Raw genomic sequence first — 26,124 nt, 5'->3', positions numbered from 1 at the left:
CTGATGTAAAACTAAAGTCATGAAAGTTCTTGTTTACAGCACCAGAGATTTTGAGAAACCTTATTTAGAACGCGCCAACAACAAAAGGCATTATCTAACATTTACCAATGAAGCATTGTCATCTTCTACAGCTATAAGTGCTGTAGGTTATGATGCTGTCTCTATTTTTTCAGCAGACGAAGCCTGTTTCTTAACCTTAGAAAAGCTTAGAAGTTTTGGTGTTAAATACATATGCTTACGCTCTGTTGGGTATGATAATGTAAACATAAAAGCTGCCAAACGAGAAGGTATAAAAGTTGCTAATGTGCCAGCATATTCACCCAATGCTATTGCAGAACATGCTGTAACGCTTCTATTAGCATTGAACCGCAAACTTATAGAAGCTAATAGCAATATTAAACGCTTCAATTTTGATTTAAATCATCTTACAGGTTTTGATCTTAATGGTACAACAGTTGGTATTGTTGGTACTGGTCGTATTGGTTCTGTTATGGCGAAAATAATGCACGGATTTGGATGTAAATTATTAGGCAATGACATTGAGGAAGACCATCTACTAACAGAGCGATATGGTTTGCAATATGTTTCACTTAATGCTTTATGTGAACAGTCAGATATCATATCGCTTCATGTGCCATTAAATAGCGAAACACACCACATGATTAATGAAGATTTGTTTGATGTAATGAAAGAAAGTGTGTACCTCATCAATACTGCGCGTGGTGCTGTTGTTAATACAGATGATCTTGTACAAGCTTTAGACCATAAAAAAATTGCAGCCTATGGTATGGACGTTTACGAAAACGAAAAAGGTATCTTTTTTAAAGATTTATCTCATAATATACCAGATGATGATGCACTTATAAAGTTAATAGCAATGCCTAATGTATTGGTTACTGGTCACCAAGCATTTTTAACTCATGAAGCCCTAACCAACATTGCAGAAACTACAATTTACAACTTAGATTGTTGGGAAAGCGACAAGGTAAATGACAACGAATTAACAGGATAGTACATTTTGTATTACCGTTAAGCTTAGTATACTATGGAGCAAACTACTTCCATAAACAAACAATTAAAATCTTTTTTCACAGAGATTGGAGACCTCTCATTTTTTACCATTAGATATTTTAAAGAAGTTATTAAACCGCCTTATGAGTTTAAAGAACTGCTTCGTCAATGTTATAATATGGGAAATCGCTCACTGCTTTTAGTAGGAATCACAGGATTTATAATCGGCTTGGTATTAACGCTTCAAACCAGACCAACATTAATGGAATTTGGCGCAGTATCATGGATGCCATCTATGGTTGGTATATCTATCGTTAGAGAAATCGGACCAATAATAACAGCATTGGTTTGCGCTGGACGTATCGGCTCTGGTATTGGTGCAGAATTAGGTTCTATGCGAGTTACTGAGCAGATTGATGCGATGGAAGTTTCGGGTACTAATCCTTTTAAATTTTTAGTTGTTACCAGAGTTTTAGCAGTAACATTAATGCTACCACTACTTGTAATTTTTGGTGATGCCTTGGCATTATTCGGTTCGTTTTTGGTAGAAAATGTAAAAGGTAATGTGTCGTTTACGCTTTACTTCAATCAGGTTTTTAATTCTTTAGAGTTTGGTGATATTATTCCGGCGACCATAAAAACATTCTTTTTTGGTTTAGCTATAGGTATTGTTGGTTGCTATAAAGGCTATTATAGTACAAAAGGAACTGCAGGTGTTGGAAAAGCCGCAAACTCAGCAGTTGTGTTTACATCGCTATTACTATTTATAATAGACTTTATCGCTGTTTTTGTTGCTGATATTTTTTATGACTTATGAATGAAAACACAGACATATCAAAAAGAGAAATTGTTCTAAAAATCAAAGACCTACACAAAAGCTTTGGTGACAATCATGTACTGAATGGTTTTAATCTTGAGTTACACCAAGGTGAAAATCTCGTTATCATGGGAAAATCAGGCTCAGGTAAGTCGGTAATGATAAAATGTTTAGTAGGTCTTATGGAAGCTGACAGTGGTACAATCTCTGTAATGAAACATGATATTACTAAGCTAGACAGAGAAGCGCTTGATATTTTAAGAGCTGATATTGGGTTCTTGTTCCAAGGTAGTGCATTGTATGATTCCATGAGCGTTCGCGAAAATTTAGAATTCCCATTGCGACGTCATTCAAAAAAATTAAAAAAAGATACAGATACCGAAAGTATGATTATTGAAGCATTAGAAAATGTAGGTTTGGCAAGCGCTATAGACCTAATGCCTTCTGAATTATCTGGTGGTATGAAGCGACGCGTAGCATTAGCCAGAACGTTAATTCTTCAACCAAAAATTATACTATATGACGAACCAACAAGCGGATTAGATCCTATTACAGCAAAGGAAATCATTATCTTAATGCAAAGCATTCAGAAAAAATATAACACTTCTTCACTCATTATAACACACGATGTGGATTGTGCAAGAGTTATTTCTGATAGGATGATTTTACTGATCGACGGCATAGACTATGCAGAAGGAACTTATAAAGAACTTTCAGCATCAGAAGACCCAAAAGTTAAAGCATTTTTTAAACAGTAGCTATGAAAGCCTATAATAGGCGCTTGACAGGTAATCAATACTGCTAAAGACAATAATAAATTACAGAATCTTAGGTTCTAGAAAATTTGAAACAGATGAAAAAAACAGCATCACAAAAAACAAGGCTCGGCATATTTGTTATTATCAGCACCATCTTATTTGTTGTTGCTGTTTATATGATTGGCCAAGGAAAAGACATGTTCAAGAAAACCTTTACCATTAGTGCATATTTTCAGAATGTAAATGGTCTACAGAATGGCAACAATGTTAGATATTCTGGTATTGATATTGGCACAGTAAGAGCCATTAACATGATAAATGACTCTACCATAAAAATAGATATGAGTATTGATGAAAAAATTATAAAACACATTAAAAAAGATGCTATAGCTACCATAGGTTCGGATGGATTGGTAGGTAATATGATTGTAAATATTGTTCCAGGAAAAGGTACTGCAGCTATTATTGAAAATGGTGACATTATTGAATCCTTCAGTAAAATTGGTGCTGATGATATACTTAGTACTTTGAGTGTTGGCTCAGAAAACGCAGCTTTATTAACTGTTGATTTACTAAAAATCACAACCGAGATGCTAGAAGGTGAAGGTACTATTGGGTTATTATTAAACGATACCATAATGGCACAAGACCTTAAACAATCGGTCTACAATCTTAAAACTGCAAGTAGAGGTGCTACAAAAGCTATAAATGAGTTAACAGATATTATTTCCTCATTAAAAACAAACGATGATTCTGTTTTGGGCATGGTATTGAATGATTCAATTTCAGGAAAGCAGCTAAAAAGTATTGTAAATAATCTTGAAACCTCCAGCAATGAAATCAATTCAATTTTAAACAACATCAATACTGTTGTAAATGATTTAAACTCTAGCGAAGGTGCATACAACTACATTGTAAGAGATACAGCATTGGTTAATGACCTAAAATCTACTATTAAAAACATTAATGAAGGAACCGAAAAATTTAATGAAAACATGGAGGCTTTAAAGCATAATTTCTTAACACGTGGCTATTTTAGAAAGTTAGAACGACAAGAAAAGAAGGAGGCAAAAAAGAGTACAGACAATAAATAATTAAGTGATGAAAATAGAACATTTAGAAGAACGCATCAATGATTATAAGACTTCTATAAAAACAGTTGTAGATAAAAAGACTATTTGGCAAACAAAGACCAAAGATCTAATCAGCCAAACATTGAAAACCATTTGCAACACCTACGATATTGGTTGGAAAGTACAAGAATTGAATTGGATTGGCACTAACGAAGCTGTAAATATCACATTTGATTCTTTCCCAAAAGAACTCATAGATTGTACTAACCGTATACCTGCATATCAATTTATACAAGGTGGTGCATTGGTGTTTTCTCAATCTTATAGTGGAGACGTGCACACGTTTATTCTATTTCCGTACATAGAACAAATACCAGTAGAAAGCAGTAGCGTTGAGCTAGAGATCTATAATCCTAAAGACATCACAGAAAAAATCATTATTGAAAAAGTAGATGAATTTTTAAAAGAAATGATTAAATGGGAAGTACCAAACACAAAAAACAAAGTAGGTTATTAAGCAAGATGTAATGAGATATTAAAAAAAAACCTGAATATTGACTTTTTATTAATCAATATTCAGGCTTACTAAAAAGCTAAGCTAGTTATGCAGTTTCCGCTTCAAGTGTTCTGTTTTTGGCTAATTTTTCAATTAAATCTGGTACTTTTTCAAAAGCAGCAGAAAGACCATGAGCTTTACCAGCTTCAATAAAAGATATTTCATTTTCTCTTGTTACTAAAAATCCTAAAGGCTCTATTCCTACACCTGCTCCAGCTCCCATACCTTCACCTTTTTTTCCTTTAGCCTCTGTGCCTTCTCCTCCACCAGAACCAAATCCCATGCCTACCTTTATTACTGGTACACACTTAAATTCTCCTAGTTGAAACTCTTTACCAATTACAGTATCTGCATTAGCTTCCGTTTTCATAAAATCTGTCACTTGTCCTAATAATTCTTCTAAATGTAGTTCCATAATTTGATGTTTTAAATGTTAAAAAATGATTTAATAATGCGTATTGGTCTATTCTCAACAGCCAATACTAATGCGTTTTGACCTTTGTAATTAATATGAAACCCACCAAACTGGTAGTTTAAAAAAGCAAATACTGGATACAATTTTGAGTTTGTAATACAATCGCCTGTATCTATGTTCATGTAAAACTTCTTCACTTTGAAGGATCTCATTATTCTTACTATTCTTCTAAAACTTAATTTCTTTGTTTTTTTATCAACCTTTACTGCTTTTGTTATTCCTGATTTCTTTTCTTTTTTGGCTTTTAATGGATGGAAATAAAATTTTAAAAAGAAAAACCTAAGCTTTATTATAAAGATCTCTTTATCATCTTTAATCACATCAGCCCTAGCGACACCTTTCATTTGAACATAATATTGCTCATTATTTGTGTCTACAACCAAAACCATTGGCATTAACAATAGGTATATAATTAATGATAAAAGCAGTAGTATGATAATGGTTAACAACATGTTTTAAGTTTTAACCAAAGGAAAGCAAATCATTGATCTAGCACAATGATATTCATCAACTTAGAAGCGTATCTTTACACTTTAACATTTGATAATAATTGTATGTAGCAATCTCATAAAGAAATGTTTCTTATGAATTTATCCTAACTCATTTCGTAGGATATTTTTAAAACGTGTCGCACTGATATAATGGTCTTCTAAAAGCTCACCATTATGAAGTAAATTGAAAACACCAAAACCAGAAGGTGCATTTTTTGCCTCCTCTACTGTTTCAATTTTGCTAAGCTTTAAATCAATACCAAAATCCATAGCTGTATTAAGAAGATCAAACGCAGATTTTTCGTGCCATGGACATTGGTCTGCATAAACCAAATGCCAGCCTTGATATTGTTTTTGGTGTTTGGTCCAATCTATAAGCTTAGGATGATTTGCACTCTCATCCCATTTTTTAGATAATAACTCAAAACGTCCTCTGTTATCTATTTCTATAAAATCATACTTCTCAAATATGGTTCTGTTAGCAATCCAAGAGCCATTACTTGTCATTACACAAACACCATACATATTGAGCTGTTTCGCAACTTTTTCTGCTTCATCAATGAGCAATTTCCCAAAACCAAGATTTCTATCTTTTTTGGAGTACACATACATACAGTGGATAAAAAGGAAATTGTCACCATCAACAGGTCTCCAAGCTTTTGACACTGGCACAAACTCTATAAAACCAATCATTTTATCAGCTTCATTTTTTAAAATCTTAAGCCGCAAACCTTCATCATAACGCTTTTCGAACCATTTGCGTTTACTTTCAAAACCTGGTTTTTTAATATCCTTTATACAGAACAATGTTTCCTTATTTACATTTTTTGGTGTTACATCTATGATTTTAAAAGATTCCATATCCTAATAATTTTACTTTCGTTTTCTATCTAAAAGCATTAATAAACTTTCAGCCTTATTCAAGACAAAATTCTACCATCACCCATTTGTATAATTCGGTCTGTTTTATTTGCAAAATCCTCATCATGAGTTACAACAAGTAAAGACAATTCTTTTGTTTCGCTCAATTGTTTGAAAATTTCGAATACATTTTCTGCATTATGGCTATCTAGATTACCTGTTGGCTCATCTCCCATTATTATAGAAGGATTATTGATTAAAGCTCTAGCTATCGCAACACGCTGTTTTTCTCCACCAGAAATGCGAGATGCTCTTTTTTTGGCGAGGTGCTCAATGTTTAATATGCTTAACTTTTCCATAGCATCTTGTTCGATCTCCTTGAGTGATTTTTCCGCAAGTTTTTTAGCAGGAAGCATTACATTTTCTAAAACAGAAAATTCTGGTAACAGGTAATGAAATTGAAAAACAAAACCAATATGCTTATTTCTAATAAAGGATAAGTACTCCCTGTCTTGCCCTGAAATTAGCTCATTATTGAGCCATAACTCACCTTCGTAATCTGTATCCATAGTAGAAAGAATATAAAGTAGAGTAGATTTACCACATCCAGACTTTCCCATTATAGACACAAACTCTCCTTTTTCTATACTAAAATTTATATCCTTTAAAACATGAAAGAGGACTGGCTTTTTAAAATACTTATCTATATGTTTTGCTTTTAAAATACTCATGTTTATTGCCCTCTAATAATTTTAACCGGATCAATCTTTTTAGCTTTTTTGGATGGTAAATAGCCTGCCAAAAAAGTAGAAAGCATTGCAAAAGAAAAGCCTATAATAAAAAATAAAGGATTCATGTTTATAGGATAGGTTTCTATTGTGGGTAAGGCTTCGGTTTGAAATGGAATGGTTGAAATTAAATGTGCCAAACCAAAACCAATGAGCAATCCTAAAATACCTCCAACGAAACCTATAATCATGGCCTGACTCATAAAAATAGCTTGAACATCTCTTCCTGAGAATCCAGTTGCTTTTAAAATGGCAATATCATTCATCTTCTCATAAATTAGCATATTTAGTATGTTATAAATACCAAATCCTGCTACAATTAAAAGTGTAATAGATACTGCATACGTTATTAGATTTCTAATATTAGTACCTGTTTCAAACTGTGCATTGGCTGTTTTTATATCAATTGCTCTAAGATTAAATTGAGACTCGATTTGCTTTGACATTGTTTCTGCAACACTTATATCACTTAATTTAACATTAATATCTGTGATATAATTTTCGGCTTTACCCAATAACTTCTGAACGGTCTTAATACTGGCAAAGCTTTGAATATTGTCTAAATCTGTAATACCGCTTTGGTAAAATCCGACAATTTTAAGTGGAAATATTTCGCCAGTAATTGGTTTTACCTGTACACGGTCACCAACTTTTAATGCCATTTTCTTAGCGATTCCTATACCAAGTAAAATTCCGTTATCTGCGATTTGTAAATCTTTGGCTGAGCCATCAACTAAATAATCATTGAAATTGAAAAACTCAGCTTCATCCATAGGACTTATACCTGTAATGTTACCACCCAATTCTATTGAACCTGCGATATAAAAAATCTGTGTTTTTACCTGAGGCAATGCACCTCTTACATCTTCTTGCTGCTCTAGAAAATTAATTATAGGCAAAGCATTGTGAATTTTTTTCTGAGCTAACTTTGGTTTTATTGAATGAACGACGTTAAAACTATTTTCCAACTCTTGATATAAGGAAATTGGTTGTTTTTTTGAGGGCTCTATTTCATTATAAATGTGGATATGTGGTGTTTGGTTAAGAATAAGATCATCTAGCATAGCATTTAATCCTGTCATAAAACAAACTAATGTAATATAAGAACCAATACCAAAAGTGACTCCCAAAGCTGCAGTAGACGTCTGCTTAATCTTAGTAATTAAGTGTGTTTTGGCAATATTTAATATTATTGGCCAATTCATAATTCATCTGGTTTATAAACTTTAGTATCTGCATTAATACCAGAAATAATTTCTACATATTCCATGTTTTGCAAACCTATTTCAACTTTTTGTAAGCCATTTTCAGTTTCAACATAATTTTCTCTAATATAAGATATAGGCAAGGTTAGTACACTATCTTTTTTTGCTATGATAATATTTGCTTCACCAGATAATCCAGGATACAATGTGGCAGGTTGGTCGTTAAAAAAGGCTTCAACTGTAAAGGTTTGGTTGTGTTCATCCTTTTTAGGTAAAATACGAGATACTATTCCCTTAAAAATATTGGCGCCATAGGCATCCAAAGTTACTATAACAAGTTGATTGGTCTTTACTTTTACTATATCTACCTCATCTACCAGCATTTCAATAACAAAACGATCTTTACTACCTAATGCAGCTAATGGCTCCATGGTATTAACGATTTCGCCTGGTTCCTTGTATAAAGCATAGACCTTACCATTTATCTTACTACTAACAGTAAAATCTTTACTAGCTATTTGGGTTGTCTCAAAGTTATTTTTGGATTGTTTAAGAGCTGTAAGCAATTCACTTTCTGTACGATGATATCTACTTTTTATTAACTGAAGATTGTTTTTTGAAAGTTGATAATTTAACTTCTTGGCATCATATTCAGCCTTGGAGCCTATTTGCTGATTCCAAAGATTACTTTGTCTAAAATAAGTAATGGAATCATTCTTATACTTTAAAGTAGCAGAGACAATTTCATCTTCAATACTTTTGAGAACTGCTGCTCTACCATTATAATTTTCTTGAGCCAACTCTAATTGAAGCTTTGCATTTTGAGCATTCAGCTTAGGAGCATTATTAATAACCTGTATTATATTTTGCTCTTTTACAACAGTATCTCCTTCTTCAACTAGGTTCTTATCTAAAATACCAGATACAATAGCATAGACCTGATATAAACTATCTGGCTGAACTGTAACAGAGGCATAAACCGATTCTGTAAGTTCTCTATACTCAGGCTGAATTGTTTTCCTATTCTGATTACAGGAGTACGAAAAGGTGAGTATTATTGTAAGCAACGCTAAGTGACTCCCAATTACAGATTTGTATCTGCATTTATTGATTAGATTCATCGACTTTTCTTATAATCCATTTATTATCATCATGCTTTATTGCTATAAGCTTTTCTGAAATAAACTTTGCTCCAATCTTAGGAGGAACTCCAACATAATCTTTAGATAAGGTAATATGCGTTGGTTTTTCAGAAAGGTACATTATTGCTTCGCCATTTATATCTATAACATTCATGATATAGCTATATTCTACCATTCTTTTATCTAAAATGTCATTTTCACCTATAATATTCTCATGAAGTTGTAAAACAATAGACATTTGGTTATGGAAATTTGTAGCATTCAAAAATTGAGGCTCAATGATAGTCTTACCTTCCTTGTTAATAAATCCAAAGTATGAAATGCCTTTTACCTCTTTTACTATTAAACATCTGCCTGAGTTAAAAACAGGGTAGCTCTCATCACCAAAACTATTTAAAACCACATCATTTCTATAGTCTACAACTATGTTGCCTACCTCATCAATAAAAGCCCATTCTCCATTCTTTTCAATAGCTGCTAGTCCATCATAAAATGGTGAAATAAAATCAATATTTTTTACATCTTGAGATATTACCATTAATGGTAACATCATAAAAACAACCAGTACTACTATCAACTTTTTCATGATTATTTGCTTTAAAGATTAACTCTATAAAGCTAATACTGAAGACAATATTATAAAATGATTTTGGTCAATCTTACGAGTTAGAACCAAAGTATTTATTGTGATAATTTCTTAAACTCTAGGCTCAGTTTAGCCATAAAGTTTAGTTCAGATTTATTGATTTTGGCGAACGCATACGCAATCTCATTACCAGTCTTAAGGATAAGTTTTTTTAATTCTTCTGTAAACAACTTAGGATTTCTGTGTAGAAACTCAATAAAAACTGAAAAACTATCTTCGGCAGACATGTTTACTTTCTGTAATGCATTAAACTGATTTTTTATCAGCTCTCTTTCTGCTTCAGCAAGATGATGCCATCGTTTTTTTAGACTTTGAGATAACTTTACGTATTCTTCAAAAGACAAGTTATCATCTGCCTTGGCAATGGCGTAAAACACATATCCTAAATGAATTAAAAAGTCCTTATTCATCTTAATTAAAATTAGCTATAAACTAAGGTATTTAAATCTTAAGAAATAAAGAATGATATTGATCATTATCATAAAATAATCGCTTTTAATTACGTATCTTTAAAGGATACACCAATCACTTGTTTGGTATGATTAAACAAGACCAAGAAATATTCAATATTCTTCTAGACGCCATCTCTGAAGCTGTTATTATTGTTGACGAAAAGCAGCATATCATGGAAGCAAATGGTATGGTAGAAACTATTTTTGGTTACAGCAAAGACGAAATCAAAGGCAAGTCAATAGAGGTTCTTATTCCTACAAAATTCCGTAAAGCACATAGTAAAAATGTAGAACGCTTTATGGAAGAATATCAGCGCAGCAAAATGGGTAAAACCACAGATGTTTATGGCCTAAAAAAAGATGGCAATGTTATACCAATAGAAGTAGAACTCAACCCTTACAGCATATACAACAAAACCTATGTTATGGCTTTGGTTAAGGACATCTCTAAACAAAAAGAGAGCGAATTTAACTTTATGCTTAGAACCAAGGCATTAGATTCTGCAAATAATGGAATTGTTATTACCGATGCCTTAAAACCAGATAATCCTATTATCTATCATAACGCTGCTTTTGAAAAGCTGACAGGTTTCACCAAGGAAGAAATTTTAAATAAAAACTGCAGATTCCTTCAAGGTGATGATAGAGATCAAAAAGCATTAGCCAAAATAAGAAAGGCCATAAAAAATGGTGAAAGTTGTCTTGCAACACTTAGAAATTATAGAAAAGACGGTACTATTTTTTATAATGATTTATACATCACACCTATAACAAATCGAAGAGGTGTTGTTACTCATTTTATTGGTGTACAAAATGACGTAACTGAGCGTGTAAGAGCCGAAGAAGAAAAAAATCATTTAGCTACAATTTTTAATGAGTCTTTAAATGAGATTTATGTTTTTGATGCTGAAACGCTCCACTTTATAAATGCAAACAGAGGTGCATTAAAAAATATTGGATACACTATGGATGAGCTAAAATCTATGACTCCAGTGGATATAAAAGCCAATATCAATGAAGTTTCCTTTAGAAAAAAATACATTAACAAACTTCTAAAAAAACAAGAGGAGCAACTAGATTTTGAAACTATTCATGTTAGAAAAGATGGTTCTACTTATCCTGTTATGGTACACTTACAGCTTTCACTACTAAAAGACAATAAGGTTTTTGTCGCCATAGTTGTAGATATTACCGAACAAAAAAACTACACCATAAAACTTGAAAAAACAGTACAAGAAAGAACACTGCAACTACAAGAAGCATTAAGCAAAGAAAAAGAACTTAATGAGTTAAAAACAAAGTTCTTGTCGCTCGTATCGCATGAATTTAAAACACCTCTAAGTGGCATAGCTACATCTTTAATGCTTTTAGAAAAATATAAGCTAGCTGAAGAACAACCAAAGCGCGATAAACATTTAACCATCTTAAAAGACAAGGTAAATTATCTCAACACCATTTTAAACGATTTTCTATCTATTGAAAGATTAGAAACAGGAACCTTTAATTATACGTTTTTAGACTTTAAATTAAGTAAGGTTATAAATGAAGTAGTTTACAACTCTAACATGCTTTTAAAAGAAGGGCAACGTATTAATTATCCTGATGATATCGATGATATAGAAATGCATCAGGATGAAAGAATTATTGAAATTATTTTGTCCAATATTCTACAGAATGCGATAAAATATTCAGGTAAGAATTCGACAATAGACATTAGAATTCATCAAGATGAAAACGACACTATTTTTGAGATTGAAGACCATGGCATTGGTATCCCAAAAAAAGAATTAGAAAATATTTTCACGCGCTATTACAGAGCCGAAAATGTGCTCAACTTACAAGGAACAGGAATTGGTCTCAACATTGTAAAAACGCATCTCGAAAATTTAGGTGGAAATATTAAAATTGAGAGTGAAGAGAACAAAGGAACATTAGTAACACTAAAAATCCCAAACAAGGCAAAACATGACTAAGGTTTTACTTATAGAAGATGATTCGGTTTTAAGAGAAAACATAGCCGAGCTTTTAGAGCTTTCAGACTTTGAGGTCTTTACTGCTCCAAACGGAAAACTTGGCTTAAAATCTATAAACATTAATATACCAGACATTATAGTTTGTGATATAATGATGCCAGAACTCGATGGTTATGAAGTCTTAAATGAGGTAACCAAAAACAACAAGACAAAACATATTCCTTTTATCTTTCTATCTGCAAAAACAGAACACCAAGATGTTAGAAAAGGTATGAATCTTGGTGCAGATGACTATATCACTAAACCTTTTACAGAAGACGAGTTGGTAAGTGCCATTAAAAGCAGATTAGCTAAAGCCAGTATCCTTAAGGAGAAAGAACAAGATAACGTTCATAATTACTCTGAGAAGGATGAACTAATCAACCTCAATGACTTAAAGAACTTCTTTGACGATTATGGCAATGAGTTTACGTTTAACAAAGGAGATATCATTTACAGAGAAGGTGACCATTCTAATTTTATTTATCTCATTACCAAAGGTGCTGTAAAATGCCATAAGTTAGATACTAAAGGCAAAGAATTAGCAACAAGTCTTTACAAAGAAGACGATCTGTTTGGCTACACATCTTTTACCCACAACTTACCACATAAAGAAACTGCCACAGCAATAAAGAAGACCAAATTAGTTGGCTTATCAATATTACAATTGTCCGAAATTTTAAAGAATAACAATAAACTGGCCATAGCCTTAATCGATCACCTAACGGATGATTTATCGCATTTTAAAGACCAGCTTTTAGAAATGGCATATAGTTCAGTAAACAAGAAAACAGCCAATACAATTCTTCAATTTGCCGAAAAGATTAATCGAAGGCCTAATGATCCAATAAAAATCTCCAGAAATGATTTGGCAAGTGTTGCTGGTATCGCAACAGAAACCTTTATCAGAACATTAACCAATTTTAAAAATCAAGGACTGATTAAATCCGAAGGAAGAAACATTGTTGTTTTAGATATTGATGGTCTTAAGCAAATTAAGTAACCTCAATTATCTAAAATGATTCTAGTCATTTTATAAACCGTTTTTAGCACCTAATTTTAAGATATTAAAATATTAATATCATGAAAAATGTGCTTTTACCAACGGATTTTTCTGAGAACTCATGGAATGCTATTAAGTATGCCATTCATTTTTTTAATGCTATTGATTGTGGTTTTTACCTGTTACATGTTAACAGTTTAAACAACTTTATTCCACAAGATGAGACTTTAACCATAGACTCTTACTATCTAGAAAACACATATATTAAACCAGCAAAACAAAGGTTGCGCAGTTTTGTAAAGCGTATTTCTAAGTTAAAACCAAATAAAGACAAGCACAAATTCTTTGTACTAACAGAAACTGGTTTTTTTATAGACTCTATTCGAAGAATTGTAAAAGAAAAGGAAATAGATTTTATCGTTATGGGCACAAAAGGTGCCTCTGGTCTAAATGAAATTATTCTTGGTACAAATACTGCAGATGTCATTACCAAAGTTAAATGTACAACACTTGCAGTGCCAGAGAATGCAGAATTTGTTCCACCAAAAGAGATTGCTTTTCCTTCAGATTTAAACCTCACCTACAATCTAGATATTTTACATCCTTTATTAGATATTGTAGAGCATTTTAAAGCATTTCTTAGAATACTTCATATTAACAAGAACAAAGCGCATTTAGAGGAAGAGTTAAATCAGAACATAACATTATTAAAAGACTACTTTACAGGTATTAAAAGTAGTTTTCATTATCTCACAAACAAAAAAGTAGAAGATGCTGTGCAATGTTTTGTAGAAAGTAGAGACGTAGATCTTATATGTATGGTGGCAAAAAACCTTAACTATTTTCAACAAATATTCTTTCATAGTAGAGTTGAAAAGGTAAGCTATCACACAGACAAACCATTATTAGTATTACACGAAAAAAATTAATAAAACCATGGAAAATTCACTATTCTTTACAAAATTTTGGGGCTGGTATCTTATCATATTCTTTTTTATACTAAGCTTTAATCCAAAACGCATAAAACAGATTTTTAACAATCTTAAAGATGAAAAGTTTTTAATCCTGGCTGCCTTTATCTGTATTACGCTAGGACTAACTACCGTAATTTTACATAACTATTGGGAATTAAATTACAAACTGGTTATTACTTTAATAGGATGGTCTTTTCTATTTTCTGGTTTGGCACTGTTTATTTTTCCTAACAAAACCGTGTCGTGGTTAATATTAACCAACGTTAAAATGGTTCAGCTTATTTATATGCTGCTATTTTTAATTGGTCTGTTTTTATTAAATATCGTTTATCAAATAATTCCATATTAGCCAAAATTGATAATTATCATTTTATAAAACTAAGAGGTTATTTATGTTTAGCACGTGATATTAAAACATAGGGAAATTTAACATCACGTGCTATTAATCACGAAAAAAGCCAGAGCAACCTCTGGCTTTTTTTGATACATACATTCTGATAATTTAATACCAAAACTGATATTCCTCATTTTACAAAACAGGCTCAATAATTATATTTACTATGTTACAATAAAAGCGCAAAAATTCTTAGTAAAAGCATTCATATTTTATTAAGGGTTTATGAATGTAAAAAAAGTGTTTAATGCTTTGGTTGAATAAAAAAGCGATCCATTATAATTCTTTGTAGTCAGAGGAATTTAGGGTTTTCAAAATAAGAGGTGAATTATAGAATTAAACACTTTACGGAAACAGGAAGTTAATGCTTCCTGTTTCTTTTTGACCTTTTATCTCATTAAAATTTCCTAGTTGAATTGTATGATAAATATCATTGTAAAATGATGCTAAATACCTTAGCTTTAATAAGCTATAAAATGAATTTGTCATGAGAAATATTCTAATCCCAACAGACTTTTCCGCCAATGCAATGAATGCATTAAAATACGCTTCTGAGTTGTTTAAATACGACAAAAGCAGGTTTTTTATTATGCATGCTTACCAAGATGAAATTTTTGAAGATGAAGAACTCATCAAGGAGGAAACTCTTGTAAAAGTTACAAAACGCATTGCAGACAAATCGCAATCTAATCTTGATAAGGTCTTAAAAGACATAAAGGAAATTTCTCCAAACCCAAGACATAGCTATTCAATTATTTCTGCAAATAACATGTTGGTAGATGAAGCAGACAAGATTGTAGACGAAGAAAATATAGACATTATCGTTATGGGAACTCGTGGCAATACTAACGATAAAAAATTAACTTTTGGAAGTCATACGCTTCAGGTTCTTAGATACGTTCAGTGTCCTGTTTTAGCCATACCAGAACATTATGTAGGTATTCAACCAAGACATATCCTCTTCCCTACCAATTACCTTATTCCTTATAAGAGAAGAGAACTGAAATTACTATGCGAGCTTGCTGCACCATACAGATCTGTTATAGATATGCTGTATGTTTCTAGCAGTGACAAACTATCCATGAGACAACAGAATAACCAAAGCTTTGTTAAGGATGAACTTTGCAAAAACGAGATTAATTTCAAGACTGTTAAAGATTCGAGTATTACAGACGCTATTTGTAATTACATAGATGAAAATAATGTAGATATGCTAGTTATGGTTAATACAAGACACTCATTTTTTGAAAACATATTCTTTAAGTCTAAACTAGATGAAATAACGCTGAGAATTGATATTCCGTTTTTGGCTCTACAAAATATTAGACGCTATTAATTTTTTAAAATCAATTATCATGAAAAAAATACTATTACCAACGGATTTTTCAGATAATGCATGGAATGCCATTACATACGCATTACAACTATATAAAAATGAAAAATGTAATTTCATTTTACTAAACACCTATACTCCTGTTGTTTATCAGGTTGAGTTTATGCAATCTAGCGAACCTCAGTTTCAACTTATGGAGACTGTAAAAGAAACCAGCAAAAAAAGGCTTCAGGATTTAGTAGAAAAAATTGAAGCTGAGTTCCCTAATCCTAACCATCAATTTACAACCATTTCATCTTTTAATACACTTACTGGTGAAATAAGCGAATTGTACGAAGGCAATGTAATGGATCTAATAATTATGGGAACCAAAGGTGCATCTGGTGTTAAAGAAGTTTTGTTTGGTTCTAACACCATGCATGTACTTAACAGTGCTAAATGTCCTGTAATTGCAATTCCTAGCGATTTTGATTTTGAAAAACCACACGAACTCTTGTTCCCTTCAGACTATGAAATAGATTTTAAAGATCAGCACTTACAACCTCTTTTAGATATTGCTAATCTGTATAACATTCGTGTTAATATTATGCATGTGCACTATGGTGAAGCTTTAACTAAAAGACAAGAAACCAACCGACAAAAACTTGAAGCAAAGTTTAAAGGTATTGCGCATCTTTTCCACAATATTAAAAACCAAAATATACCAGAAGCAATTACAGAATTTCAGATAAAAACAAGAATCAACTTGTTGGTGATGATTAACAATAAGCATTCATTTTTTGAAAATCTATTCTTTAAATCCAATATAAAACACATAGGTTTTCATCTTAATGTTCCGTTTATGGTTATTCCGTCACAACTATAAATAAGACTGATTATTATCATTTCAAAATGCAAAAGTTAACAGTAACTTTTGCTAGTGAACTAAAGCTACTCGCCATGAAAAAAATACTATTACCAACGGATTTTTCAGATAATGCCTGGTGTGCAGCCGTTTATGCACTTAAACTCTACGAGAAGGAAGAATGTACTTTCTATTTTTTGCATTCTTATAAAATGAAAGCCTCTGCGATGTCTAACATTTCAAACAAGTTATTGAGATCTATGGCAGATAATGCAAAGCAGGAGTTGCTAGAACTCAAAGACATGGCAGAAAGAGCAAACGACAACCTCAATCATAATTTTGAGATCTTACTCAGTGTGGATGCCATGGATGATGCCATTGATATGGCTATCACTAAATACAAGATTGATATTATTGTAATGGGAACCAAAGGAGCTACTGGTGCCAAAGAAATATTTATGGGTAGCAACACTGTAAAAATCATAAAGCATGTAAAGTCTTGCCCTATTCTTTTAATTCCTCATGAGTTTGACTTTGAGGAGCCAAAACAAATTGCATTTCCAACAGATTTTAATCGATTTTATGGCGAAGAGTTGCTTCCTCTAAAAAACCTATCAAAACTGTACGATTCTAAGATTAGAATATTACATATTAACGAAGAAAAAAATCTGAGTCACCAGCAAGATTACAATCTGGCAATGCTAAAAGCTTATTTAGAAGATAATCCGCATACTTTCCATTGGATGCCAGATTACACAAAGAAAGAAAATGCAATAAACGACTTTATAGAAGAGCTTAACATAGACATTTTAGTAATGATAAACTATGAGCACAGTTTTATAGAAAGTATAATTAATGAGCCTGTAATTAAGAAGATAGGCTTCCATGCTACAATACCATTTTTTGTAATTCCGTCCTCAGCTTAGTGAACGATTGGCTGAAAGTACAACAACTTAAAACATAGAATCATGAGGCATAAGATATTATTACCAACAGACTTTTCGGACAATGCTTGGCATGCCATAGATTATGCTACCGAGCTATTTAAAAATGAACCTACAGATTTTTATATCCTAAATGTGTTTTCGGCCACCGGAAATTTAGTTGAAAGCTTAATGAAACCACAATCTGGAAGCGACATATATGAATCTAAAAAATGGGATTCTGAGAACGGACTGGCTAAAATTTTAGATAAGCTTGTACTAACAAAGAAAGACAATCCAAAACATCATTTCAAAACCGTTTCGATGTTTAATAACACTATTGATGCCATTAAAGACATCGTGGACAAAAAGGATATTGAAATGATAATTATGGGTACAAAAGGTGAAACACACTCTAGAGCTACGGCCTTTGGTAGTACTGCAATATATGTAATGGAAAAAGTTCGTAATTGCCCAGTGATTGTAGTACCTGTGGAAGCTGAAATAAAGCTTCCAAAAGAAATAGTATTTCCGACAGGTTTTGAAGTGCCATACAAACGCAGAGAGTTGGTTTACCTTACTGATATTGCTAAAAAGTCGGATGCATCAATCATTGTCTTGCATGTTAAAGAGCAAGATGAATTAGATGATTCTCAAAAAGAAAATAAGGCACTTCTAGAAGAAATACTAGAAGGTACAACATATAAGCACCATACCTTGTCTAACAATTCAGTAATTGCAGCAATCAATGTATTTGTTGAAAGTAGAGAAAGTGATATGGTAGCATTTATTAATAAAAAACATAAGTTTTTTGGCAGCATACTTTCTAGCCCATTGGTTAAGGAAATATCATTTCATCTCAATGTCCCGATTTTAGCTATGCACGACCTAAGAAATTAAAATTACACCATCATGAAGTATACAGGAGTTTGGATAGACAAAGACAAAGCACACATAGTGAAGATAGATAACGGAAAAGAGAATTTCTCAACCGTACAGTCCGAAATTGAACATTTTAAAGCCAAAGGAGGATCTGGTCAGAGATTTAAAAGTGGACCTCAAGACGTTATAAAGGACAGTAAATATTTAGAGAAAGAGAAACATCAATTTAAGCAGTATTTCAAAAATATTGTCGAGGACATAAAAGATACTGATGCATTAGTCATTTTTGGACCTGCTGGCACAAACGAAAGGTTCAAAAAAGAATTAGACAAAAACTATAATGCACTAAACACAAAAGTAAAAGATGTTGTAAAAACTGATAGCATGACCAACAATCAGATAATCGCTTGGGTTCGTGATTATTTTAAGTTGAATTAGTTTCCAGCAAATTTTATTAGTCAGTAAAGCTGCCAGAGCCAATTATGTTTTGGCAGCTTTTTTTAAATGAATAAAAATGGAAAACGAAAGCATCATTATAACCAAATCATCTGGTGATAGAGTAAAATTTTCACTTAATAAGTTACGATCTTCTTTAAAACGAACTGGTGCAGATAAAGTGACTATAGACCAGATTATAGATAAAGTTAGAGACAAGCTTTACCAAGGTATTTCTACAAAAGAAATTTATAACAGAGCTTTTGCTTTACTAAAGAAAAAGAAAAGTCATTTCGCCTCTAAATACAAACTCAAAAAGGCAATTTATGAGTTAGGCCCAACAGGTTTTCCTTTTGAGCGATTCGTAGGAGCAATATTAAAATATTCTGGTTACAAAGTAAAAATTGGTGAAGTTTTACAAGGTAAATGTGTAACGCACGAGATTGATGTTGTTGCGCACAAAGACAATGAAACTACAATCATTGAATGTAAATTTCATGGTGAACAAGGTATTAACTGTAATGTAAAAATACCATTATACATTAACTCGCGCTACCAAGATGTTAAAGCACATTGGAATACGAATCCAAAAAACGGAACTGCACTAACCAAAGGTTGGGTTGTTACCAACACCAGATTCTCAGAAGATGCCATACAATACAGTAAATGTTGTGGGCTCTACTTACTAAGTTGGGACTATCCTGAAAACAACGGATTAAAAGACCGAATTGACCGTTTAGGATTATATCCAATTACTGTATCCACATTATTATCAAACAGAGAAAAACAATTTTTATTAAGTAGAAATGTGGTTTTATGCAGAGAATTAATACACGATAAATTCTATCTAGATCATTTAGGAATTTCTGATGCCAGAAAAGAAAAAATACTTAAAGAAATCGCAGATCTATGTACAATTAAAACTGAATAGACATGGAAAAGTTTGTAAAGGTTAATTTTTTAGGTGCTTCTGGCGTAGTCACAGGGTCAAAATTTTTGTTAGAAACCTCAGAGCAAAATATTTTGATAGACTGTGGGATGTTTCAAGGTTTAAAAACGTTGAGAGAACTTAACTGGTCTAATCTTCCTATCGATGTTAAGTCCATTGATATTGTTCTTTTAACGCATGGACATTTAGACCACGTTGGCTATTTACCAAGACTTTTAAAACAAGGCTTTAGAGGTAAAATTGTTGGTACAGCACCTACACTTGCCATTGCCGAAATTATTCTAAAAGATAGTGCTAAAATTCACGAAGAAGAAGCAGAAAAAGCCAATAAAGAAAAATACACAAAACACAAGCCTGCTTTACCGTTTTATACTGTTGAAGAAGCGGAACAGACTATTAAGTTATTTCATGCAGAAGAAGATGATAAATGGATTTCATTGACTAAAAACATCTCCTATCGATTTCAATACAATGGTCATATCATTGGTGCCACATTTATAGAATTAGATATTGATGGTAAACGGTTTGTATTTTCTGGAGACATAGGACGCACTAACGATTACCTACTCAAAAACCCTAAAACACCAGAATGGGCAGACTATCTGTTTATTGAAAGTACCTATGGCAATAAGTTACATCCGGAAGAGGATGTAGAAACTATTTTAGAGAACATCATCAAAGAAACGATTAACAAAAAAGGCAATCTCATTATACCTAGTTTTGCAGTAGAGCGTTTACAAACTTTAATGTACATTCTATGGCAATTGTATAAACAACGAAGAATCCCAAACATTCCTATTTTTATAGATAGTCCTATGGGCAACAATGTCCTCGATGTTTTTAAACACTTCCCTAACTGGCATAGGTTAACAACTGAAGAATACTACGCGATGTGTAATCATGTTAACATCGTACAGTCCTACAGAGAAACATGGGAGACTATAGATGATAAACGCTCTAAAATTGTTATTGCAGGTAGTGGTATGGTTACCGGAGGACGCGTACTCACCTACTTACAACAACTTATAGATGAACCTTCAACTACTGTACTTTTGGTTGGTTATCAAGCCGAAGGCACCAGAGGACGACAACTAAAAGAAGGTGTGCACGAAATTCGGTTTTTTGGAAAATACTATCCAGTTAAAGCCACAATAAAAACTATTGAAAGCTTATCGGCACATGCAGATCAAGAGGATTTACTCAATTGGATGAAAACCATTAAAAACATTCCAGAAATGGTTTATCTCATTCATGGAGAGCCTACAGCTTTAGATGCCTTTAGGACTAAAATTAAAAACACGTATGGTTGGCATGTAAAAATTCCACAGTTGACTGATGTAGAAAAGCTAATTATTTAATTTAAAAACAACACGCTTCAAACTGATTAAAATCATTTCAGAATCACCATTAGCTCAGTAAATTAGGAATAGTAAAATCGAAGTTTAACACTAAAAATTTAGAGCTATGTCACTAATTAAATTTAACAACAGACGACGCTTGTTCCCTAGTTGGACAAATGAAGGCTTAAAAAATTTTTTAAGCAGCGACGATTTCTTTAACAACGACTTTTTTGAAGAAGATAGCTTAATGCCAGCTATGAATGTTAAAGAACACGATGATGATTTTGAAATTGAGTTTGCAGCTCCAGGTTTCAATAAAAAAGATTTTGAGGTAACTATAGATGAAAACATTCTTAACGTGTGTGGTGAGAAAAAACATGAAATAGAAGAAAAAGAAGAAGACTTTACACGCAAAGAATTTAGCTATAACTCTTTTAAAAGATCTATAACCCTACCTAAATCTGTTAACACAGACCAAGAGGTTAAGGCCACCTATAAAAATGGTATCCTTAAGCTTAATCTTCTTAAAAAAGAAGAAGCTAAAACACAACAACCTAAAAAGGTTGAAGTTATCTAAAATCTCTTAATTAAGGCAGAGTGTATGTTTTATGGATAATACACTCTGCTGTTTTAAATTTTTTGAATCATGAAAACGATACATACAAATGCCAAACATACCGAATGGTTAAGTGCAGATGAGATGCACTTTGAATCTAAAAAATGGCTTTCGGAATTAGAATTTTGTAAAGAAGAGCAATGGTTTTTTGAAGACTTAATTCGTTCGTATACACTTCAGATTTTAGACAACAATCATTTTGAAGAAAGTAAACGATTAATAGATAAACTCACTAAAATTGTTGAACAAACTCAAACCTTAATCAATGCTGTTAAATCTCATGAAAAAGAACTATCTATTATGGTAGATGGTATAGACCAGATTAAGGAAGAAACAGCCTATAAAAAAGAACATCGTAATCTTACCGAGCTTGTAGAAGAGTTTAGAAAGCGCTACAGAACTACAAAAACCAAACTTTTTAACCTTATAAAGATGGTTATGAAAGAAGGTAAGCAAAATCGACTATTAGACAAGAAATAGACCTATTATGAAAAAGCTGATTATTCTACTTTTAACAGCACTTGTAAGTAGCTGTACCTCAACACAGTTAACTGATAGCTGGAAAAATCCGGAAATAGAATCCTATGCTCCTTCTAAAGTTTTAGTTGTTGGTATTACATCTAATATTGAGGCCAAGCAAAAATTTGAGAATAAGCTAAAAGAAGAATTTTTAATGCGAGGTACAGATGCTTATACAAGTTTTGAAGTTTTTCCTAAATCCTTTAAAACCGAAAAGCTGAACCAAAATGAATTAGATAGTTTGGAACAACAGCTTTTACAAAGTGGATTTGATACCATCATTTTTTCAAAAGTAGTAGGCTCTGAAGATAAAATAGCATATACCAAAAACTTTGATGTATACGATGAAACCTTTATAAAATTTAAAGAAGATTATTTAAGATATCAGGATAGTTTTTATAATCCTGAGTATTATGAAGAGTATACGGTTTACCATGCAGAAACCTCTGTATTCTGTATCTGCCCAACCAAAGAAAGAGAATTGCTGTGGAAAGGTTCAATAAACATAGTAGATCCACAATCTATAGACAAAACAGTAAATGATTATATAGAATTAATGATTGAAGCCTTAGAAGCTGAGCAGCTATTAAACCCAATCGCATTAAGCAAACAAAAGAAAATTAGTTAATATTATTATTATTTGAGGATAATATATCATACATGAAACACCAGTAATGGTACTTTAAGTTTCTTACTAATCTCAGTAGTTGACGAGCCTGTAAAGAATCTCTCAAAAAGACTTTCTTTCTGAACCAATAAAGTAATTAAATCTATATTATGTGTTTGTGTATAGGAATTTACTACATGATCCATTAACGCATCGCTAACGACGTGATATTCGTAGTTAAAACCACTCAAATATGTTTCTAGATGGTGTTGATCTTTTAATTCCTCTGTTGAAACTTCATTGTCTGGTTTTACACGTAATAGATGTAATTTTTCAGAGTATGATTTTGTAAAAGTCAAGAGATTCTCAAAAGCATTACCACTTATAGAATCATTCAAATCTAGCGGTAATAAAACTTCTTTTGGAGATGTATATTCAAAATCCTCAGGGATTACGAGTGTTGGGCATACAACCTTTCTGATAACATTTATAGTATTACTACCAAATATGACTTCTTTAGCACCAGTAACACCATTGGTTCCCATAACAATTAAATCTATTTCTTTAGATACTACCACTTGATTAATTGAATCTACAAACACATCATGGTCTATTAGCATCTCAAAATTGAAATTTTCTTGTTTAGATGCTTCGTCTAAATCTGAAACGACTTTTTTTAATCTGTTTTTGGGTTTTTTCACTAATGAATCATAGATACTTTTATTTCCGGCTGCCATTAAATCATCAGTTAAAAACGTATTGGCTACTTCAACATGCAATACAATGAAATTACAAGTAGTGCCACTAAACAACTTTAAAGCGTAGTGTAAGGCATTAATAGAATTATCTGAAAAGTCAGTAAGTAATAATATATTTCTCATAAACTAAATTTAATAATCATTATCTAAATTTAGTATGATTTTAGTCAGATTATTAGAGATAAACCATTTGAGCTAAAATCCAATTATTTTTTCACTCTTAAATTCAGACTCAATCCGGTAATTATAATTAACATTCCTAAGATGATATAAAAGCTGTAAGACTCACCAAACCAGACCAAACCTACGACTGTAGTAAAAACAACCTCTAGGTATTTAAAGGGTGTTATTTGATTGGTTTCGCCTATTTGCATAGCTTTTGTCATGTATAACTGTGCAAAATAACCAAATACACCAAGGCTCATTAATATTAGCCATTCGTAACCAATTGGTGTAGTCCAATTATTAATAGAGAGTAAGCCACCAATTATAGTAGATATAAACATAAAATAATTAACCACAACAACAGGGTGGTCTTTATCACCTATTTTTCTAATAGTAATATAAACAAGGCCTGCAAATATGGATGAAATAATAGCAAATACCATACCTTCAATTTTTAGATTTTCACCAAATCCTTTTAACACTAAAACACCAGAAAAAGCAAAAGCTAAAAACACCCATTGAATGGGTTTTAATTTTTCATTTAAAAGAAAAACAGCAAAAATTGAAGCAAATATTGGAGCAATGTATCTAATAGATACTGCAGTTCCCATGGTGATGTATCTTATAGACAGGAAAAACATCAGCATTGAAGCTAAGCCAAAAACACTTCTAAATATCAATAATTTCTTTTCATTACCGAAAACAGAAATTTTATTTTTTAATAAAAAAGGAAGTGTAAAAAACAAAGAACCCAATGCTCTAAAAAACACAATCTGATATACACTAAATTGTTCTAAAGATTTTACAAATACGTTTAATAGTGTAAATGCTAAGGCACTAATAACCATATATAAAATTGCCTTCTTCATTAGCTTTTATGTGATGTTATAATTTAACTAGCAATCTAGCCTTAAAAAGGTATTAAAACCAGAGGAAGACAATTCTTTTATTTCTTCACTTGAATGAAATTGATTTACACCTAATTGTATAAGAGGAGTATTCTTTAGCTTATTAACTCTTAAATTATTTTCAGTGTCAGAAACTAAAAATACTCCATCAATAGAGCCATCGTTGAGACTATTAATACACTTATTTTGCTTTTTAGAACAATGAAATGTCTGAAAAAGAAGAACTCGATATCCTTTTATCTCGGCAATTTCTTGGAGATAGTAAAGTATTTTGCTGTAGTGACTTAAAGTGACTTCGGGAATTACAATAGCAATAGATTTTGTTTTAATACCACGTAAGGCCAAAGCAAATTTATTTGGTACATAGTTAAATTTCTTTGCTAGTGACTTTATATACTCTGTAGCATCCGGACTAATGTCTTGCTTACCATTAAGCGCTTTAGATACTGTTGAAACAGAATATCCAGAGAGCTCTGAAAGTTCTTTCATTGTAATTCTCGAAGTCTTCAATACTCTAAGCTTTTAATTCTTTAATAATTGTAATTGCATTTTTTGTATCTGCTTTAATTTTTGCTAAGTCGTAATTACCATCAGCCTCCTTAGCAATAAGCTTAGAACCCATACCAACGCAGGTTACACCAGCTTTAAACCAACCTTCTAGATTATCTCTAGTTGGCGCAACACCACCAGTAGGCATTATACTTGTCCATGGTTGTGGACCTTTTATTGCTTTTACAAATCCTGGTCCGTAAATACCTCCAGGAAATAATTTTACAATTTCGCAACCTAGCTCTTCAGCTCTACAAATTTCGGTTAATGAGCCACAACCAGGAGACCACATTACCTTTCTTCTATTACAAACAATTGAAATATCTTCTCTTAAAACTGGTGTTACAATAAAGTTTGCTCCTAATGCCATAAAGCGTGATGCTGAAGCAGCATCTGTAACAGAGCCAACTCCCATAATCATACCAGGTAATTCATTAAGAACATACTTATTTAACTCACCAAACACTTCGTGAGCAAAATCTCCTCTAGCAGTAAACTCAAGCAATCTTGCGCCTCCATCATAAACGGCTTTAATTACTTTTTTACTAACCTCTATATCTCCATTATAAAACAAAGGCACTAAGCCAGTTTGCTTCATAACTTCTGCTACTTCTAATCTTGAAAAATTTGCCATAATA

General features: G+C 32.1%; 32 protein-coding genes. 19 read left to right on the top strand and 13 right to left on the bottom strand.

Annotated features, from left to right (window positions below):
• The first annotated feature begins 19 nt into the window (after positions 1-19).
• The 5 genes from ACXAFS_RS05430 to ACXAFS_RS05410 all read left to right on the top strand — a co-directional run bounded on the left by ACXAFS_RS05430 (position 20) and on the right by ACXAFS_RS05410 (position 4,176).
• Positions 20-1,012 (top strand): 2-hydroxyacid dehydrogenase, encoded by a 993-nt coding sequence (locus ACXAFS_RS05430; RefSeq protein ID WP_475305785.1) that lies wholly within the window; start codon positions 20-22, stop codon positions 1,010-1,012.
• Positions 1,013-1,045: 33 nt separating this feature from the next.
• Positions 1,046-1,828: an MlaE family ABC transporter permease gene (locus ACXAFS_RS05425; RefSeq protein ID WP_475305784.1), complete on the top strand. Its 783-nt coding sequence runs from the start codon at positions 1,046-1,048 to the stop codon at positions 1,826-1,828.
• Complete coding sequence (locus ACXAFS_RS05420; RefSeq protein ID WP_475305783.1) at positions 1,825-2,586, top strand: ABC transporter ATP-binding protein; 762 nt, start codon at positions 1,825-1,827, stop codon at positions 2,584-2,586. Before ACXAFS_RS05425 ends, ACXAFS_RS05420 begins: the two co-directional genes overlap by 4 nt.
• 95 nt (positions 2,587-2,681) lie before the next feature.
• Positions 2,682-3,680 carry an MlaD family protein gene (locus ACXAFS_RS05415; RefSeq protein WP_475305782.1) on the top strand — a complete coding sequence of 333 codons (999 nt, stop codon included), beginning with the start codon at positions 2,682-2,684 and terminating at the stop codon, positions 3,678-3,680.
• Between the two features lie 7 nt (positions 3,681-3,687).
• Entirely contained in the window at positions 3,688-4,176 is a 489-nt protein-coding gene (locus ACXAFS_RS05410) for a hypothetical protein (protein ID WP_475305781.1), read from the top strand.
• 85 nt (positions 4,177-4,261) lie between these two features.
• Here the strand turns inward: ACXAFS_RS05410 and ACXAFS_RS05405 are convergent, their stop codons facing one another.
• The 8 genes from ACXAFS_RS05405 to ACXAFS_RS05370 all read right to left on the bottom strand — a co-directional run bounded on the left by ACXAFS_RS05405 (position 4,262) and on the right by ACXAFS_RS05370 (position 10,233).
• A complete protein-coding gene (locus tag ACXAFS_RS05405; RefSeq protein WP_475305780.1) occupies positions 4,262-4,630 on the bottom strand; it encodes a GerW family sporulation protein in 369 nt (122 codons plus the stop codon).
• A gap of 11 nt (positions 4,631-4,641) precedes the next feature.
• On the bottom strand, positions 4,642-5,142 hold the full coding sequence (locus ACXAFS_RS05400) for a hypothetical protein (RefSeq protein WP_475305779.1): 501 nt from the start codon (positions 5,140-5,142) through the stop codon (positions 4,642-4,644).
• A 138-nt stretch (positions 5,143-5,280) separates the two neighbouring features.
• Positions 5,281-6,042 carry a GNAT family N-acetyltransferase gene (locus ACXAFS_RS05395; protein WP_475305778.1) on the bottom strand — a complete coding sequence of 254 codons (762 nt, stop codon included), beginning with the start codon at positions 6,040-6,042 and terminating at the stop codon, positions 5,281-5,283.
• 59 nt (positions 6,043-6,101) lie between these two features.
• Positions 6,102-6,773 (bottom strand): ABC transporter ATP-binding protein, encoded by a 672-nt coding sequence (locus ACXAFS_RS05390; RefSeq protein WP_475305777.1) that lies wholly within the window; start codon positions 6,771-6,773, stop codon positions 6,102-6,104.
• A 2-nt stretch (positions 6,774-6,775) separates the two neighbouring features.
• Positions 6,776-8,038: an ABC transporter permease gene (locus ACXAFS_RS05385; RefSeq protein WP_475305919.1), complete on the bottom strand. Its 1,263-nt coding sequence runs from the start codon at positions 8,036-8,038 to the stop codon at positions 6,776-6,778.
• Positions 8,032-9,156: an efflux RND transporter periplasmic adaptor subunit gene (locus ACXAFS_RS05380; protein WP_475305776.1), complete on the bottom strand. Its 1,125-nt coding sequence runs from the start codon at positions 9,154-9,156 to the stop codon at positions 8,032-8,034. The genes ACXAFS_RS05385 and ACXAFS_RS05380 overlap by 7 nt, the downstream gene beginning before the upstream one ends.
• Positions 9,140-9,763 carry a WG repeat-containing protein gene (locus ACXAFS_RS05375; protein WP_475305775.1) on the bottom strand — a complete coding sequence of 208 codons (624 nt, stop codon included), beginning with the start codon at positions 9,761-9,763 and terminating at the stop codon, positions 9,140-9,142. Before ACXAFS_RS05375 ends, ACXAFS_RS05380 begins: the two co-directional genes overlap by 17 nt.
• A gap of 95 nt (positions 9,764-9,858) precedes the next feature.
• Positions 9,859-10,233 (bottom strand): tellurite resistance TerB family protein, encoded by a 375-nt coding sequence (locus ACXAFS_RS05370; RefSeq protein ID WP_475305774.1) that lies wholly within the window; start codon positions 10,231-10,233, stop codon positions 9,859-9,861.
• Between the two features lie 128 nt (positions 10,234-10,361).
• Here ACXAFS_RS05370 and ACXAFS_RS05365 point away from each other — a divergent pair, with 128 nt between their 5' ends.
• The 4 genes from ACXAFS_RS05365 (at position 10,362) to ACXAFS_RS05350 (ending at position 14,613) form a co-directional block, all read left to right on the top strand.
• Complete coding sequence (locus tag ACXAFS_RS05365; RefSeq protein WP_475305772.1) at positions 10,362-12,248, top strand: PAS domain-containing sensor histidine kinase; 1,887 nt, start codon at positions 10,362-10,364, stop codon at positions 12,246-12,248.
• Positions 12,241-13,290, top strand: coding sequence for a response regulator (locus ACXAFS_RS05360; RefSeq protein WP_475305771.1), 1,050 nt, complete (start codon positions 12,241-12,243; stop codon positions 13,288-13,290). The genes ACXAFS_RS05365 and ACXAFS_RS05360 overlap by 8 nt, the downstream gene beginning before the upstream one ends.
• A gap of 80 nt (positions 13,291-13,370) precedes the next feature.
• Positions 13,371-14,219: a universal stress protein gene (locus ACXAFS_RS05355; RefSeq protein ID WP_475305769.1), complete on the top strand. Its 849-nt coding sequence runs from the start codon at positions 13,371-13,373 to the stop codon at positions 14,217-14,219.
• Positions 14,220-14,226: 7 nt separating this feature from the next.
• Positions 14,227-14,613, top strand: a complete 387-nt coding sequence (locus ACXAFS_RS05350) for a hypothetical protein (RefSeq protein WP_304141419.1) — start codon at positions 14,227-14,229, stop codon at positions 14,611-14,613.
• A gap of 390 nt (positions 14,614-15,003) precedes the next feature.
• Here the strand turns inward: ACXAFS_RS05350 and ACXAFS_RS05345 are convergent, their stop codons facing one another.
• Positions 15,004-15,147 (bottom strand): hypothetical protein, encoded by a 144-nt coding sequence (locus ACXAFS_RS05345; protein WP_475305767.1) that lies wholly within the window; start codon positions 15,145-15,147, stop codon positions 15,004-15,006.
• Between ACXAFS_RS05345 and ACXAFS_RS05340 the strand changes: the two genes are divergently transcribed.
• The 10 genes from ACXAFS_RS05340 (at position 15,146) to ACXAFS_RS05295 (ending at position 23,127) form a co-directional block, all read left to right on the top strand.
• Entirely contained in the window at positions 15,146-15,994 is an 849-nt protein-coding gene (locus ACXAFS_RS05340) for a universal stress protein (RefSeq protein WP_475305766.1), read from the top strand. The genes ACXAFS_RS05345 and ACXAFS_RS05340 overlap by 2 nt on opposite strands.
• Positions 15,995-16,013: 19 nt before the next feature.
• On the top strand, positions 16,014-16,856 hold the full coding sequence (locus tag ACXAFS_RS05335) for a universal stress protein (protein WP_475305764.1): 843 nt from the start codon (positions 16,014-16,016) through the stop codon (positions 16,854-16,856).
• 74 nt (positions 16,857-16,930) lie between these two features.
• Positions 16,931-17,761 carry a universal stress protein gene (locus ACXAFS_RS05330; RefSeq protein WP_475305762.1) on the top strand — a complete coding sequence of 277 codons (831 nt, stop codon included), beginning with the start codon at positions 16,931-16,933 and terminating at the stop codon, positions 17,759-17,761.
• A gap of 42 nt (positions 17,762-17,803) precedes the next feature.
• Positions 17,804-18,658 carry a universal stress protein gene (locus ACXAFS_RS05325; RefSeq protein ID WP_475305761.1) on the top strand — a complete coding sequence of 285 codons (855 nt, stop codon included), beginning with the start codon at positions 17,804-17,806 and terminating at the stop codon, positions 18,656-18,658.
• A gap of 12 nt (positions 18,659-18,670) precedes the next feature.
• Positions 18,671-19,078: a hypothetical protein gene (locus tag ACXAFS_RS05320; RefSeq protein ID WP_475305760.1), complete on the top strand. Its 408-nt coding sequence runs from the start codon at positions 18,671-18,673 to the stop codon at positions 19,076-19,078.
• 76 nt (positions 19,079-19,154) lie between these two features.
• Positions 19,155-20,006: an ATP cone domain-containing protein gene (locus tag ACXAFS_RS05315; protein ID WP_475305759.1), complete on the top strand. Its 852-nt coding sequence runs from the start codon at positions 19,155-19,157 to the stop codon at positions 20,004-20,006.
• Positions 20,007-20,008: 2 nt separating this feature from the next.
• The gene (locus tag ACXAFS_RS05310; protein ID WP_475305757.1) at positions 20,009-21,382 is read left to right on the top strand and encodes an MBL fold metallo-hydrolase RNA specificity domain-containing protein; all 1,374 of its coding nucleotides are present in this window, start codon (positions 20,009-20,011) and stop codon (positions 21,380-21,382) included.
• Between the two features lie 106 nt (positions 21,383-21,488).
• Entirely contained in the window at positions 21,489-21,941 is a 453-nt protein-coding gene (locus ACXAFS_RS05305; RefSeq protein WP_475305756.1) for an Hsp20/alpha crystallin family protein, read from the top strand.
• A 69-nt stretch (positions 21,942-22,010) separates the two neighbouring features.
• Complete coding sequence (locus tag ACXAFS_RS05300) at positions 22,011-22,460, top strand: hypothetical protein (RefSeq protein ID WP_331810814.1); 450 nt, start codon at positions 22,011-22,013, stop codon at positions 22,458-22,460.
• A 7-nt stretch (positions 22,461-22,467) separates the two neighbouring features.
• Positions 22,468-23,127: a hypothetical protein gene (locus ACXAFS_RS05295; protein ID WP_475305754.1), complete on the top strand. Its 660-nt coding sequence runs from the start codon at positions 22,468-22,470 to the stop codon at positions 23,125-23,127.
• A 26-nt stretch (positions 23,128-23,153) separates the two neighbouring features.
• Here the strand turns inward: ACXAFS_RS05295 and ACXAFS_RS05290 are convergent, their stop codons facing one another.
• The 4 genes from ACXAFS_RS05290 to ACXAFS_RS05275 all read right to left on the bottom strand — a co-directional run bounded on the left by ACXAFS_RS05290 (position 23,154) and on the right by ACXAFS_RS05275 (position 26,120).
• A complete protein-coding gene (locus ACXAFS_RS05290) occupies positions 23,154-23,987 on the bottom strand; it encodes a universal stress protein (protein WP_475305753.1) in 834 nt (277 codons plus the stop codon).
• An 83-nt stretch (positions 23,988-24,070) separates the two neighbouring features.
• A complete protein-coding gene (locus ACXAFS_RS05285) occupies positions 24,071-24,898 on the bottom strand; it encodes a DMT family transporter (RefSeq protein ID WP_475305752.1) in 828 nt (275 codons plus the stop codon).
• Positions 24,899-24,925: 27 nt separating this feature from the next.
• Positions 24,926-25,426, bottom strand: coding sequence for a LacI family DNA-binding transcriptional regulator (locus ACXAFS_RS05280; protein WP_475305751.1), 501 nt, complete (start codon positions 25,424-25,426; stop codon positions 24,926-24,928).
• A 25-nt stretch (positions 25,427-25,451) separates the two neighbouring features.
• On the bottom strand, positions 25,452-26,120 hold the full coding sequence (locus ACXAFS_RS05275; RefSeq protein ID WP_475305750.1) for a bifunctional 4-hydroxy-2-oxoglutarate aldolase/2-dehydro-3-deoxy-phosphogluconate aldolase: 669 nt from the start codon (positions 26,118-26,120) through the stop codon (positions 25,452-25,454).
• Positions 26,121-26,124 lie beyond the last annotated feature (4 nt).

Source organism: Winogradskyella sp. ABM4_392 (genome assembly GCF_056160445.1).
Note: the sequence above shows the minus strand (reverse complement) of the source record. Positions and strands in the feature narration are given on the sequence as shown.

Coding starts and splice junctions, on each gene's coding strand:
- ACXAFS_RS05430 (WP_475305785.1), top strand. CDS start 20: ATGAAAGTTCTTGTTTACAGCACCAGAGATTTTGAGAAACCTTATTTA.
- ACXAFS_RS05425 (WP_475305784.1), top strand. CDS start 1,046: ATGGAGCAAACTACTTCCATAAACAAACAATTAAAATCTTTTTTCACA.
- ACXAFS_RS05420 (WP_475305783.1), top strand. CDS start 1,825: ATGAATGAAAACACAGACATATCAAAAAGAGAAATTGTTCTAAAAATC.
- ACXAFS_RS05415 (WP_475305782.1), top strand. CDS start 2,682: ATGAAAAAAACAGCATCACAAAAAACAAGGCTCGGCATATTTGTTATT.
- ACXAFS_RS05410 (WP_475305781.1), top strand. CDS start 3,688: ATGAAAATAGAACATTTAGAAGAACGCATCAATGATTATAAGACTTCT.
- ACXAFS_RS05405 (WP_475305780.1), bottom strand. CDS start 4,630: ATGGAACTACATTTAGAAGAATTATTAGGACAAGTGACAGATTTTATG.
- ACXAFS_RS05400 (WP_475305779.1), bottom strand. CDS start 5,142: ATGTTGTTAACCATTATCATACTACTGCTTTTATCATTAATTATATAC.
- ACXAFS_RS05395 (WP_475305778.1), bottom strand. CDS start 6,042: ATGGAATCTTTTAAAATCATAGATGTAACACCAAAAAATGTAAATAAG.
- ACXAFS_RS05390 (WP_475305777.1), bottom strand. CDS start 6,773: ATGAGTATTTTAAAAGCAAAACATATAGATAAGTATTTTAAAAAGCCA.
- ACXAFS_RS05380 (WP_475305776.1), bottom strand. CDS start 9,156: ATGAATCTAATCAATAAATGCAGATACAAATCTGTAATTGGGAGTCAC.
- ACXAFS_RS05375 (WP_475305775.1), bottom strand. CDS start 9,763: ATGAAAAAGTTGATAGTAGTACTGGTTGTTTTTATGATGTTACCATTA.
- ACXAFS_RS05370 (WP_475305774.1), bottom strand. CDS start 10,233: ATGAATAAGGACTTTTTAATTCATTTAGGATATGTGTTTTACGCCATT.
- ACXAFS_RS05365 (WP_475305772.1), top strand. CDS start 10,362: ATGATTAAACAAGACCAAGAAATATTCAATATTCTTCTAGACGCCATC.
- ACXAFS_RS05360 (WP_475305771.1), top strand. CDS start 12,241: ATGACTAAGGTTTTACTTATAGAAGATGATTCGGTTTTAAGAGAAAAC.
- ACXAFS_RS05355 (WP_475305769.1), top strand. CDS start 13,371: ATGAAAAATGTGCTTTTACCAACGGATTTTTCTGAGAACTCATGGAAT.
- ACXAFS_RS05350 (WP_304141419.1), top strand. CDS start 14,227: ATGGAAAATTCACTATTCTTTACAAAATTTTGGGGCTGGTATCTTATC.
- ACXAFS_RS05340 (WP_475305766.1), top strand. CDS start 15,146: ATGAGAAATATTCTAATCCCAACAGACTTTTCCGCCAATGCAATGAAT.
- ACXAFS_RS05345 (WP_475305767.1), bottom strand. CDS start 15,147: ATGACAAATTCATTTTATAGCTTATTAAAGCTAAGGTATTTAGCATCA.
- ACXAFS_RS05335 (WP_475305764.1), top strand. CDS start 16,014: ATGAAAAAAATACTATTACCAACGGATTTTTCAGATAATGCATGGAAT.
- ACXAFS_RS05330 (WP_475305762.1), top strand. CDS start 16,931: ATGAAAAAAATACTATTACCAACGGATTTTTCAGATAATGCCTGGTGT.
- ACXAFS_RS05325 (WP_475305761.1), top strand. CDS start 17,804: ATGAGGCATAAGATATTATTACCAACAGACTTTTCGGACAATGCTTGG.
- ACXAFS_RS05320 (WP_475305760.1), top strand. CDS start 18,671: ATGAAGTATACAGGAGTTTGGATAGACAAAGACAAAGCACACATAGTG.
- ACXAFS_RS05315 (WP_475305759.1), top strand. CDS start 19,155: ATGGAAAACGAAAGCATCATTATAACCAAATCATCTGGTGATAGAGTA.
- ACXAFS_RS05310 (WP_475305757.1), top strand. CDS start 20,009: ATGGAAAAGTTTGTAAAGGTTAATTTTTTAGGTGCTTCTGGCGTAGTC.
- ACXAFS_RS05305 (WP_475305756.1), top strand. CDS start 21,489: ATGTCACTAATTAAATTTAACAACAGACGACGCTTGTTCCCTAGTTGG.
- ACXAFS_RS05300 (WP_331810814.1), top strand. CDS start 22,011: ATGAAAACGATACATACAAATGCCAAACATACCGAATGGTTAAGTGCA.
- ACXAFS_RS05295 (WP_475305754.1), top strand. CDS start 22,468: ATGAAAAAGCTGATTATTCTACTTTTAACAGCACTTGTAAGTAGCTGT.
- ACXAFS_RS05290 (WP_475305753.1), bottom strand. CDS start 23,987: ATGAGAAATATATTATTACTTACTGACTTTTCAGATAATTCTATTAAT.
- ACXAFS_RS05285 (WP_475305752.1), bottom strand. CDS start 24,898: ATGAAGAAGGCAATTTTATATATGGTTATTAGTGCCTTAGCATTTACA.
- ACXAFS_RS05280 (WP_475305751.1), bottom strand. CDS start 25,426: ATGAAAGAACTTTCAGAGCTCTCTGGATATTCTGTTTCAACAGTATCT.
- ACXAFS_RS05275 (WP_475305750.1), bottom strand. CDS start 26,120: ATGGCAAATTTTTCAAGATTAGAAGTAGCAGAAGTTATGAAGCAAACT.